Below are 11206 nucleotides of genomic sequence, written 5' to 3'. Positions count from 1 at the left end.
GTGGTACATGCTCCAGCCGTCCTGGCGGCTGAAGTCCTGGCCGATGTCGCGCCCCGCCAGCGAGGCGGCCGGCCCCATCTCGGCATTGGCCGCCGGGTAGGCGTCGTCGTGCCAGACGCAAAACAGGAACGGGTCCAGCGTTTGCCACGGAAACCCGAGCGCCTCGAGCTGCAGCAGGGGGCTGGAGGAAGCGGAGGAAGCAGGGGAAGGGGTGGGCATGGCAGTGCTTTCAAAAAGCACAGTTGGGGCGGTCCGCGGCCGGTTTCAAGGCTTGCCACCCTGGCCAACTGCGAACTGCAGCGTTTGGAGGCGAAGCAGGCCGCCAGCCCAGGTACTATGCGCACCTGCAGCTATGAAAAGTATAGCGTCGGCTGTTCCCGCCGTGGCCCGCGGGCCTTCATCCCGCGATACTGGAGCGCCGGAACAGGCCTTTGGGCAGCAAGCCGGCAAAAAGCGGTGTGATGTGGTCGGCCAAGATGCTGCGGGCCTGGGCCTCGCCATGCAGCGACGACAGCTCCAGCATGATCTCTGGCCTCAAGTACCACAGGCTTTGCAGGTTGGGGGAATTGGCCACGCGGTGTACCAGCGGCGAGCTGTCCGTCAGGCCGCGCTGCTTGAGTGTGCTGATGATGCGCAGGCGTACCTCGAGGGCGCGCGCCTCGTTGCTCAAACCCTCGGTGGCCTTGTCTTGACCCATCAGCCAACCCCAAAAACTTTCGGACAGCTTGGGCTTATCGTTCCGGTATTTCATGGTGCGCCCCGCCTCCCTTGATAAACCCCCCGGTTGCAAAATAGCAACTGGGTTCGATACTTGCAACGCATAAGACATGCCAAGCCGTACACGCTCCAAAAATCGTTATAAAACAATCACTTACAAAACGGGTGCGGGGCGGGTTGCGGCATATGCCCCAGCCAAACCCCCGTTTTTGGGTGATTTGCCCCAAATTTATTCGCAACCACGGCCAGGAAGCGGATACTGATGTTCATGACCAATGAAGGCCAGTCGGTCAAGCCGATCAATTTGACGCGCCGTTTTGCGTTCACCAGCTTTGGCGTCATCGCGGTGATCGCGCTCGGCTTGGGCTGGCTGCTGTCCAACATGCTGGCCGAGCGGCTGCTGCAGCGCGAAGGCGCGGTGATGCAGGAGTTCATCCAGCTGCTGCTGCGTACCGAAGACTCGGCGGAGTTTTTTGTCGACCCGGCCAATCCCGAGTTTCGCCAGCGCTTTCGCGCCTCCATGGCGCACGTCGAGGCCATGAAGGAGCCGGTGCGGGTCAACGCCTATCGGCCCGACGGCACCGTGCTGTGGTCCACCGACAAATCCCTGGTGGGCCGCAAGTTTCCGGTCAATGACGAACTCGAGGAAGCGCTGGCCGGAAAAATGGTGGTCAACAGCGGCAGTGCGGGCCTGGGCCTGCCCGAGAAGGAAGAGCACGAAGGCCTGGCCGTTTACGGCAGCAACTTCGTCGAGAGCTACATCCCGATTTACGGCAAGGATGGCGGGCCGGTGGTCGGCGCGATGGAGTTCTACAAGATTCCGACGCTGCTCAATGAATCGATCCATGAAGGCGTGTTGCGGCTGTGGCTGGCCTGCCTGGCCAGCGGCCTGGCGCTGTTCGCCACGCTGTACTGGACCGTGGCCCGCGCCGACCGGGTGATGCGCCAGCAGCAGGGCCGGCTGGCCGAGGCGCAGACGCTGGCCACGGCGGTCGAGCTGGCCAGCGCGGTGGCGCACAACCTGCGCAACCCGCTGGCATCGATCCGGGTGTCGGCCGAAATGCTGCAGCAGCCCGACGTGCAGGCGCACGAAGCGCTGGAGCACAGCCAGGACATCACGCAGGCGGTGGACCGGGCCGACCGCTGGATTTCCGAGCTGGTGCGCGTGTCGCAGGCACCGAACCTGACGCCCGAGCCGGTGCCGGTGGCAGCGCTGATCCGTGACTGCCTGCAGGAGATGCAGACTGAGCTCAGGCGGCGCCAGATTCGCGTCGAGACCGGGACCGGCGCCGACCTGCGGGTGGTGGCCCATCCGGCCATGCTGCGCCAGATCGTCCTGAGCATCATTGCCAACGCGATCGACGCCATGACCCAGGGCGGAGAACTCAGCGTCGGCTGGCAGCAGACCGGGGCGATGGCGGTGCTGACGCTGTCCGACAATGGTTCCGGCCTGTCGCAAGAGGCCAGGCAGCGTATTTTTCGGCCGTTTTTCAGCACCAAAAGCGGCGGCCTGGGCATTGGCCTGGCGCTGGTCAAGCGCATGGTCGAGCAGTGGCGCGGCAGCGTTGCGCTGATACCCCTGCTGCCGCACGGCACCGCGGTCGAGATTCGCCTGCCGCTGGCGCCGTAACGGCGCCATAAAGACGCATCACGATCACGGGACGATTCATGGCAAACATCCTGGTCATTGAGGACGAGGTCACGCTGGCAAAAAACATTGCCCGCTACTTTGAAAAACTCAACCACACGGTGGCGATTGTTCACGATGGCCCGGCCGGCGTCGAGGCCGCCAAACGCACCATGCCCGAGGTCGCCATCGTCGACTACCAGCTGCCCGGCCTGGACGGGATTGAGGTCATACGCGCCCTGCATGCCAACGACGACCAGGTGCGTATCGTCATGGTCACCGGGCATGCCAGCGTGCCGATGGCGATTGATGCCATGAAGGCCGGCTCGTTTGACCTGCTGACCAAGCCGGTCGCGCTGGCCAGCCTGCGCAGCGTGGTCGACCGGGCGCTGGCCGAGTCGGGCAACCGCAAGGCGCTCGACTACTACCAGCGGCGCCAGGCCAGCGAGGCCGGACTGGAGGCGCTGCTGGGCGAGTCGGCGGTGATGCGGGCGCTGCGCGACCTGGTGCGCACCTTGGCCCTGAGCGAGCCGACCGACCGTTCGCCGGTGGCGCCCATCCTGGTGCTGGGCGAGACCGGCGCCGGCAAGGAACTGGTGGCCCGGGCCTGTCACTTCGCCGGCCGGCGCGCCCAGGCGCCGTTTGTCGAAATCAATTGCGCCGCGCTGCCCGCGCACCTGATGGAGGGCGAGCTGTTTGGCTATGAAAAGGGCGCTTTCACCGACGCGCAGACGCGCAAGATCGGCCTGATCGAAGCGGCCGATGGCGGCACCCTGTTTCTGGACGAGATTGGCGAGCTCGATCTGGCGCTGCAGGCCAAGCTGCTGCGGGTGCTGGAAAACCTGCGCGTGCGGCGCCTGGGCGCGGTGCAGGACCGGGTCGTCAATGTGCGCGTGGTGGCCGCCACCAACCGCGACCTGGACGAGCTGGTGGCCGCCGGAAAATTTCGCAGCGACCTGCTGTACCGGCTGCGCGTGTTCCAGATCCATATTCCGCCGCTGCGCGCGCGCGGCGCCGATGTGCTGCTGCTGGCGCGGCGCTTTATTGAGCAGTTTGCCGCACGCTATGCCAAGGCCGCGCCCACGCTGGACGACAGCGCGGTGCAGGCGCTGCAGCAGCACCCGTGGCCGGGCAATGTGCGCGAGCTGCGCAATGTGATAGAGCGCACCGTGCTGCTGGGCACGGCGGCGCAATTGAGCGCCGCCGACCTGGGCCTGGTGGCGGCCGCGCCGGCGCCGGGCCGCAACGCCGAAACGGCTTCGGCGCTCAGCGCCACCCAATCGCTGGAGGCGCTGGAACGCCAGCACCTGATCGCGGCCCTTCAGCAGACCGGATGGAACGTCACCAAGGCCGCCCGCGCGCTGGAGATCAGCCGCGACACGCTGCGCTACCGGATTGAAAAGCACGGGCTGCGCCCGTAGCGGCAACGCGCCCCGGGCGCGGCCACTAAGGCGGCGGCTTTTTGGCCACGAAGCCAATCACCAGCCCCTGCGCCGTCACCGTGATGCTGTCCGGCTGCAGGCCCATGCCATCGGGCAGCGCCAGGTCTTGCGGCTTGAGCTGGTGCAGCACCGCGTCCTGCAGCGTCTGCTCGGCCAGCCGCGGCCCGTAGCCGGCCAGCAGGCCGGCGGCCTGTGGCGGCAAGTCATCAAAGCGCAGCGCATTGACCCGCAACTGGTGCGCCCGTATTGTCAGGTCGCTGGCCTCGTAGCGCAGCGCAAAATCCACGTCAAAGGCACCGGCATAACTGCGCCGCAGCAGCGGCCCGGCGGCATTCACCACCATCTCGGCAGCCAGCCGGTTCTGCTCGGGCAGCAGGCGCAGGCGCGGCGCCTGCGCATCGATGTCGAGCCAGCCGCCGACCGGGTAGCGGCGCGGAAAGCGCCTGGCCACGGCCTGCTGCAACTGCGCGGCCGACACGCTGTAGCTGGGCTGGGCGCGCGCCGCCGGTAGCGCCAGGACCACCGCGCCGCCCAGCGCCAGCCGGGTGGACAGCGTCAACAACAGTCTTCGTTTCATGGGTTTTCCTTGGGGCTTCTCGCCAATGCCCGCATCTTCGGCCCGGCCCGCCGACGCCGGCGTCATTCAAACGCCCGAATCGGCATCAGCGCATGGCCATGTTGTACCCCGGCCACCCTGGCGCCCCGCGCACGCCATGTAAAGCGCAGGTAGCGAGTTGCAACGTAGTGTGAGTGGGGTAAACCCCAGGCCGGGCAAGCCCGTTGAACACCTGGTCATCCTGATTTTCAGGATTCCAGCAACTTATCCAAAAGGACTTTCATGAACAAATTACTCGCTACCCTGATCGCCGGCCTGTTTGCCAGCGTGGCATTTGCCCAGGCACCTGCCGCCGTGGCTCCGGTCACCGCTGCCGTGCCGGCAACGGCTGCCGTGGTCAAAGCAGAAGCCAAGGCCGACAAGGCCGTGGCCGCCGCCGTCAAGAGCGAAGCCAAGGTCGATGTGAAAGCCGACGCCAAGGTCGAAAAAGCCGAAGTGAACGCGGCGGAAAAGAAAACCACCGCCCACACCAAGGCCGCCAAGGCCAAAACCAAGGCCCACGCCAAGGTCGCCAAGGCCGATGCCGACGACAAAACCAAGGCTACGGCCAAGGCCGAAACCGTCGATGCCAAGGCTGACGCCAAGGCCGGCAAGGCCGTGATCAAGGCCGATGCCAAGCTCGACAGCGTCAAGGTCCAGGCCGTCGCCGACAAGGCCATCGCCAAGACCGAAACCGGCGCCGTCAAGGCCGAAGCCAAGGCCGACGTGAAAGCCGTTATCGGCAAGTAATCCGGCAGGCCGCGGGCCGGTTGCGAAACCTGCCTGCGCCAGACAAAAAAGACAGGCCTGGCCTGTCTTTTTTTATGGGCGCCTGCTTTGCGTCAGCCGCGCCACGGCCCGGGCCCAGCGGCCGGCCATGGCCGGGGTGTTGAAGCAGGTGGTGGCCTGGTGGGCGCTGCACACCGCGCGCTCCAGCAGCTGGATGTCGGCCTCGTGCTGGCGCGCCACATGCGGGTCTTCAAAAAAGATGACCTTCTGGCAGCGCCGGTCCAGCACCAGTTCGGCAATCTGCGCATCGCCGCCCAGCGGCCCGCTCTGGTAGCGCGTGACCCACGGCTGCGCCGCCGGCCAGCCGCGCGCCCAGGCCATCTCATTGAGGCGGCTGCCGGTGGTGCCGGTGGCCACGCGCCCGGCAAAGCGCGACAGGGTGTCGAAATGCTGGTCGGCAAAGGCCACCATTTGCTCCTTCAGCGCATCGTGGGCGATCAGCGCCACCACCTGGGACTCCAGTGCAAACAGCGGCGCGGCGCCGGCCACGTTCACCGTGTCGAGTCCGGCGTCCAGCAGCTCCACCGCCACCCATTCGATCGCGCCGGCCAGCGTCGCCACAAACGGCTTGCCGTGAATCACGCACTGGCGTTTCAGCGCCTGCGCCTCGGGGTAGATCGAGGTCGGGTCGACCGGGTCGATCAGAAAAAACATGCCGTCCAGTGCATCCGGCGGCGCCAGCCCGCCGGCCAGGCGCGACACCAGCCGCATCAGCCCGCCGTCGCGCCCCTGGCCCACCGCCACCAGCTGGCTGGCCAGCAGCTGCTGCTGGGTCAGCGCCGCATGGGCGCCGCCGGTGGCGTGCAGGCCCAGGCCGAGCGCGCGCAGACCGGGCTCACAGGCCCGCGCCCATTGCAGCAGGCTGCTGTCAGGCCCGAGCCGGTGCAGGCGATGGGCGGCAAGTCCGAAGTTCATGGTGCGCTCTCTTGAAAATGGATGCAGCTTAAACCACGGGCGTTGCGGCTGCGAGCAGGCCGTGCAAAGGCCATGGTCATAGAAAAAATGGCTGTAGCCCAAGTATTCTCTGTACATGGTGCTATTAAATAAGGAGCATTAAGGTATTTCCAGCCCCTTCACCACGGCCGGCCGCGCCACTGCAGGCGCAGCTTTATGCTTCATCGGAGCCCAATGGGCTTACTTCCAATTGAGATCGAGCTTGCGATGTGTGGCCGCGCAATCCCGCAAGTACAGGTTGATGAGGCTTTGGTAGGGAATGCCCACATCTTCCGAGATCGCCTTGAAGTAGCTGATCGATTCCTCGTCCAGCCGAATCGTGATCTGCTTCTTGAGTTGGGCTGCATAGGGGTTTTTGCGTGCAGCGGAAAAGTCGTATTCTTTGCGCATATGACACCTTTAGGGGTAAGACCTCGCCTCATTGGTGCTTGCCTTGCGGGCAGAAATGAGGCGAATGACGTTGCCTTCCCTTCTGTAGCAATGACACACCAGTAACAGCCTGAGCGTGCTGCTCAGACCCAGAAGAACAAACCGATCTTCGTCTTCCGAATGGTCGGGGTCATCAATCAGCTTTGCGCGCTCATCGACGAAGACCGATCTGGCTTCCTCAAAGCTCACTCCGTGCTTCCTGGCATTGGCAGCGGCCTTTCGGTCGTCCCATTCGAAGTGAAGTGTGCTCATGCAGCTAGTGTAATTACATTGTAGTTTTACGCCAGACCGGATGGTTTTTAGAATCAGTTCCGCGGCGGAATCGCCAGTCCCCGTACCACGGCCGGCCGCGCCACAAACGCCGCCAGCGCCCGCGTCACCTGCGCAAAATCGTGGATGCCCACCAGCTCGCCGGCCTCGTAAAACCCGATCAGGTTGCGCACCCACGGAAAGGTGGCGATGTCGGCAATGCTGTAGGCCTCACCCATGATCCAGGCGCGGCCAGCCAGCCGCTGCTCCAGCACGGCCAGCAGGCGCCTGGCCTCGGCCACATAGCGCTCACGCGGGCGCTTGTCCTCATAGTCCTTGCCGGCAAACTTGCTGAAGAAACCGAGCTGCCCAAACATCGGCCCGATGCCGCCCATCTGCCACATCAGCCACTGGATGGTCTCGTAGCGGGCCGCCGCATGCTGCGGCATCAACTGCCCGGTTTTCTCGGCCAGGTAGAGCAATATCGCGCCCGACTCAAACAGCGCCAGCGGCTGGCCGCCCGGCCCGTTCGGGTCCAGGATGGCCGGAATCTTGTTGTTGGGGCTCAGCGAAAGAAACGCCGGCGACATCTGGTCGTGGCTGTCAAAGCTGACCAGATGCGGCTCGTAGGGCAGGCCGGTCTCTTCCAGCATGATGGACACCTTGACACCGTTGGGCGTGGGCAGCGAGTACAGCTGCAGCCGATCCGGCTGCCGGGCCGGCCACTTTTGGCTGACCGGGTGGCTGACGGGGAAGGTGGAGAGAGCGGGCATGGGGCTTCCTCGAGGCTTGCTGGGGCGGGAGGAGGGCGCGCCAAGCGCCCCCCGGTGCGGTCATTTTGCCGCGAAGCCCGCCGCGCTGCTGCGGCGCCTTGCCGCAACCCAGCGCCGGGCCGGATCCGCTGGCGCAAGGGCCGGTCAGTGCGCCGTCTCGTCGATCCGGCTGATCTGGCCAAAACGGCCGGCGTTGAAGTCGGCCATCGCCGTGGCGATTTCGGCCTGGGTGTTCATGACGAAGGGGCCATGGCCGACGATAGGCTCCTCGATCGGCTCGCCGCTCAGCACCAGCAGCACGGCGTCGCTGTTGGCCTCCAGCACCAGCCCATCGCCGTCGCGCTCCAGCAGCACCATCTGCGCCTCGCGCACCACTTCGCCGTTGACCAGCAGCGTGCCGTGCAGCACTACCACGGCGGCGGTGTGGCCTTGGGGCAGGCTCAGCTCAGCCTGCTGGCCCTGGCCCAGCCGCACATCCCAGACGTTGATCGGCGTGAAGGTCTGCGCCGGTCCCTGCTTGCCCGCGTAGTCGCCGGCAATCACGCGCACGCTGCCGGCGCCACCGGGCAGCGCCACGGCCGGAATCTGCGCATCGACAATGCCCTGGTAGCGCGGCGCGGCCAGCTTGTCCCTGGCCGGCAGATTGACCCACAGCTGCACCATCTCCAGCGTGCCGCCCTGCTGCGTGAACGCCGGTGAGTGAAACTCCTCATGCAGGATGCCCGAGGCCGCCGTCATCCACTGCACATCGCCCGGGCCGATGACGCCGCCGCTGCCGGTCGAGTCCTGGTGCGCGACCTCGCCCTGGTAGACGATGGTCACGGTCTCAAAGCCCCGGTGCGGGTGCGTGCCCACGCCGCGCCGCTCGCCAGCCGTGCCGGCGGGCGCAAACTGCATCGGGCCGGCATAGTCGAGCAGCAAGAACGGGCTGACATGCTGGCCCAGCGTGTCGTAGCTGAACAGCGAGCGCACCGGAAACCCGTTGCCCACCCAGTGCTGGCGCGGGCTGGTGTAAATGCCAAGAACCTTCTTCATGCGTTGCTCCTTTAAAAGTGGTGGCAGAAAAAACTGCCATGGCCTAAAGATAATCCCGGAACGATGAAGCCGGTAGTGGGTTAAATTTGCCATCAGCGTTCCATTCAAGGAACAATGACGGCCATGCAAGACCTCAACGATCTCTATTACTTTGTGCAGGTGGTCGAGCACCAGGGCTTTGCGCCGGCCGGCCGCGCGCTCGGCCTGCCCAAATCCAAGCTGAGCCGGCGCATTGCCCTGCTCGAAGAGCGCCTCGGTGTGCGCCTGATCCAGCGCTCGACGCGCCGCTTTGCCGTCACCGAGATCGGCCAGGACTACTACCGCCATTGCCTGGCCATGCTGGTCGAGGCCCATGCGGCGCAAGAGGTGATAGACCGCGTCAGCGCCGAGCCGCAGGGCACCGTGCGCATGAGCTGCCCCACGGCCCTGCTCGACTACCAGCTCGGCGACGTGCTGGCGCGCTTCATGGCCCGCTGTCCGCGCGTGCAGGTGCAGCTGGAAAGCACCAACCGGCGCGTCGACGTGATTGGCGAGGGCTTTGACATCGCCATCCGCGTGCGCTTTGCGCCGCTTGAAGACAGCGGCCTCGTCATGCGCGTGCTGGGCCACAGCACGCAACGCCTGGTGGCCAGCCCGGCCCTGCTGCAGGCCCACGGCCTGAGCGCGCCGCTGCTGCCGGCCGATTTGGCCAGCCTGCCCAGCCTCGACGAAGGCCCGCCGCACCGCGAACACGCCTGGCAGCTGCACGGCCCGGGCGGCGCCAGCGCCACATTGCAGCACCAGCCGCGCCTGATCAGCGACGACCGGCTGGCGCTGCGGCTGGCCGCGCTGCAAGGCGTGGGGCTGGTGCAACTGCCGACCATGATGGTGCGGCAGGACCTGGCGCAGGGGCTGCTGGTCGACCTGCTGCCCGACTGGCGGCCACGCCCCGGCATCGTGCACGCGGTATTTCCGTCACGCCGCGGCCTGCTGCCGGCGGTGCGCGAGCTAATCGACTTTCTGGCTGCGGAATGTGCCCAGTTCAGCCTGACCGAGCGCGATGATGAAACCGGCTCTGGCGCGGCGCCCGTAGTGCTTGCCCAGCCTGTGGTCAGGGCTTCGAAAAAAAACAGCCGTTCCCGGCCTAACGGCCCACCACCGACCAGCCCGCCTTGAGGTTGGCCTTGTCGTTTTCATACTCCCAGGCCGTGCCGCAGCGGTCGCAGCGGTATTGGGTCACGGTGACCAGCGCGCCGCCGCGTCGTTCCTGGCGGTTGTCGCCCTGCACCAGCTCGGGGTGGCCGGGGGCCTTGCGCCAGTTGCGCTGAATGCCGGCGCAGGAGTCGCACAGCGCCATTTTCTTCAATTCGTTTTGTCGGTTCGGGTCTTGGGTCATGTTGCTGCTCTTAATGTTGGTGAAGGCTGGCCTCTTTGCCATTCATCAGTTGCGAACCACCGTATCGCCCAAGCCCTCGTCAATGAGAGATTGGCGGCGGGTCGGTGGTTTCATGGGGGTTTTGCGCCCTGGGTGTTGCAGTACTGGATTGTCGCCCCTGGCTCGCCGAGACTGAAGCACCTGCGGCGATACCGCGCGCCGCATAGGTCCCGCGACGAAAAAGGGTCGAGATAGCCGGAGGTTGGCAGGTCTGTGTAACCCGCGATGCAGCCGTCAATCTCGGCAATGAAGAGCGGGTTGCTGCGAATTCGTTCGGCCCATTGCGTCGCCGTGTACTGGCGCGGTGCCCAAGCTTCCAGCAGTGCGGCTGTGTAATTTCCGCAGGCCAGCTCGTGCGCTGCGGAATGGAAGGCGGCGCGACGTGCTGGTTCATCGCAGTTGCGCAAGCTTCGGAGGTTCGGTTTCACGTAGTCGTATCGAGTTTTTGTTCACGACGCTCGGCAAGCCTGCGCTCACCGCCGGTCCGTCGGCCAGATGTGAAATTGCCCATCCATCACCAGCGCATCATCTACCTCGACCACCGACACGGCACGCACCTGCGCGCCGGCCGGTCCATGCCCAGCCCAATCGACGATGTTCTTGAGTGCCAGGGCTTCGCCGGCAAGGGTGGCCTCCACAGAGCCATCGGGGCGGTTGCGCACCCAGCCGGAGAGCTTGAGCGCGTGGGCTTGCGCTGCGAAGGCCGCACGATAGCCGACGCCCTGGACCAGACCGACGATGCGCAAATGTTTTGCCATTTTTTCATCCTTTTTGCTGGGTGCGCTATTTCCTCTCCAGTAGCGCTGCCAGATATGTTCGGGTAACGCTGGCCGGATTTATTGCTGCCTGCTCCGGCGTGCCGGCCGCAATGAAAAATGTAGCGTCGAGGAGCCCGTTTGCCAATGGGCCACTGCTGCCTTGCAAGCTGCGTTCAGCCTCAGGTGAGCGAATGCAATTTGGGAGGCCTGAGCCGCCCGGCCCAGCGCGCGCTGCGACTTTGACGGCAAGCGTTCGCCACTCGACGCTCTACGAGACCCCAGTGCCAACGCCGCGCGGCAAACGCAGGCCGCGCAAACGCTGGTGCGCGGCGTCTTCCAGGTCCACCGGCAGCTGCTGCTTGGCGCGCAGGTAGTGGTCGGTAAACACGTCGAGGTAAGCCTGCAGCGTCTGCGCCGCGTGCGT

The 11206-nt window shown here is 65.5% G+C and carries 14 protein-coding genes and 2 pseudogenes; 4 read left to right on the top strand and 12 right to left on the bottom strand.

What is annotated here, in order from left to right; genetic code table 11:
- Both RMO23_RS10000 and RMO23_RS09995 read right to left on the bottom strand, forming a co-directional pair.
- Nucleotides 1-219, bottom strand: a pseudogene (locus RMO23_RS10000) (pirin family protein); the annotation flags it as partial.
- Nucleotides 220-397: 178 nt separating this feature from the next.
- Nucleotides 398-751 carry a hypothetical protein gene (locus tag RMO23_RS09995; protein ID WP_309681016.1) on the bottom strand — a complete coding sequence of 118 codons (354 nt, stop codon included), beginning with the start codon at nt 749-751 and terminating at the stop codon, nt 398-400.
- 234 nt (nt 752-985) lie between these two features.
- On the opposite strand from RMO23_RS09995, the gene RMO23_RS09990 reads away from it, so the two are divergent.
- Together RMO23_RS09990 and RMO23_RS09985 are read left to right on the top strand one after the other, a co-directional pair.
- Nucleotides 986-2347, top strand: coding sequence for a HAMP domain-containing sensor histidine kinase (locus RMO23_RS09990; protein WP_309681015.1), 1362 nt, complete (start codon nt 986-988; stop codon nt 2345-2347).
- A 38-nt stretch (nt 2348-2385) separates the two neighbouring features.
- The gene (locus tag RMO23_RS09985) at nt 2386-3765 is read left to right on the top strand and encodes a sigma-54 dependent transcriptional regulator (RefSeq protein ID WP_309681013.1); all 1380 of its coding nucleotides are present in this window, start codon (nt 2386-2388) and stop codon (nt 3763-3765) included.
- Between the two features lie 25 nt (nt 3766-3790).
- Here the strand turns inward: RMO23_RS09985 and RMO23_RS09980 are convergent, their stop codons facing one another.
- Complete coding sequence (locus RMO23_RS09980) at nt 3791-4363, bottom strand: DUF1439 domain-containing protein (RefSeq protein WP_309681011.1); 573 nt, start codon at nt 4361-4363, stop codon at nt 3791-3793.
- A 261-nt stretch (nt 4364-4624) separates the two neighbouring features.
- Here RMO23_RS09980 and RMO23_RS09975 point away from each other — a divergent pair, with 261 nt between their 5' ends.
- Nucleotides 4625-5131, top strand: a complete 507-nt coding sequence (locus RMO23_RS09975) for a hypothetical protein (RefSeq protein WP_309681009.1) — start codon at nt 4625-4627, stop codon at nt 5129-5131.
- A gap of 72 nt (nt 5132-5203) precedes the next feature.
- Here RMO23_RS09975 and RMO23_RS09970 read toward each other — a convergent pair whose 3' ends face one another.
- The 5 genes from RMO23_RS09970 to RMO23_RS09950 form a co-directional block, all read right to left on the bottom strand.
- Complete coding sequence (locus RMO23_RS09970) at nt 5204-6085, bottom strand: methylglyoxal synthase (protein ID WP_309681007.1); 882 nt, start codon at nt 6083-6085, stop codon at nt 5204-5206.
- A 219-nt stretch (nt 6086-6304) separates the two neighbouring features.
- A complete protein-coding gene (locus RMO23_RS09965) occupies nt 6305-6514 on the bottom strand; it encodes a BrnA antitoxin family protein (RefSeq protein WP_309681005.1) in 210 nt (69 codons plus the stop codon).
- A gap of 9 nt (nt 6515-6523) precedes the next feature.
- Nucleotides 6524-6805, bottom strand: a complete 282-nt coding sequence (locus RMO23_RS09960) for a BrnT family toxin (protein ID WP_309681002.1) — start codon at nt 6803-6805, stop codon at nt 6524-6526.
- A 53-nt stretch (nt 6806-6858) separates the two neighbouring features.
- Nucleotides 6859-7575, bottom strand: coding sequence for a glutathione S-transferase N-terminal domain-containing protein (locus RMO23_RS09955; protein WP_309681000.1), 717 nt, complete (start codon nt 7573-7575; stop codon nt 6859-6861).
- A gap of 144 nt (nt 7576-7719) precedes the next feature.
- Complete coding sequence (locus RMO23_RS09950; protein WP_309680998.1) at nt 7720-8610, bottom strand: pirin family protein; 891 nt, start codon at nt 8608-8610, stop codon at nt 7720-7722.
- Nucleotides 8611-8733: 123 nt separating this feature from the next.
- Between RMO23_RS09950 and RMO23_RS09945 the strand changes: the two genes are divergently transcribed.
- Nucleotides 8734-9765: a LysR family transcriptional regulator gene (locus tag RMO23_RS09945; protein WP_309680996.1), complete on the top strand. Its 1032-nt coding sequence runs from the start codon at nt 8734-8736 to the stop codon at nt 9763-9765.
- On the opposite strand, the gene RMO23_RS09940 is transcribed toward RMO23_RS09945, so the two are convergent.
- The 4 genes and pseudogenes from RMO23_RS09940 to RMO23_RS09925 form a co-directional block, all read right to left on the bottom strand.
- Nucleotides 9734-9985, bottom strand: coding sequence for a hypothetical protein (locus RMO23_RS09940; protein WP_309680994.1), 252 nt, complete (start codon nt 9983-9985; stop codon nt 9734-9736). The two genes, RMO23_RS09945 and RMO23_RS09940, sit on opposite strands and share 32 nt — an antisense overlap.
- A 110-nt stretch (nt 9986-10095) precedes the next feature.
- A complete protein-coding gene (locus RMO23_RS09935) occupies nt 10096-10452 on the bottom strand; it encodes a hypothetical protein (RefSeq protein ID WP_309680992.1) in 357 nt (118 codons plus the stop codon).
- A gap of 45 nt (nt 10453-10497) precedes the next feature.
- Complete coding sequence (locus RMO23_RS09930; protein ID WP_309680990.1) at nt 10498-10782, bottom strand: acylphosphatase; 285 nt, start codon at nt 10780-10782, stop codon at nt 10498-10500.
- 268 nt (nt 10783-11050) lie between these two features.
- A pseudogene (locus tag RMO23_RS09925) lies at nt 11051-11206 on the bottom strand (DTW domain-containing protein); the annotation flags it as partial.

Source organism: Polaromonas sp. (genome assembly GCF_031411155.1).
Lineage (GTDB): Bacteria > Pseudomonadota > Gammaproteobacteria > Burkholderiales > Burkholderiaceae_C > Polaromonas.
Note: the sequence above shows the minus strand (reverse complement) of the source record. Positions and strands in the feature narration are given on the sequence as shown.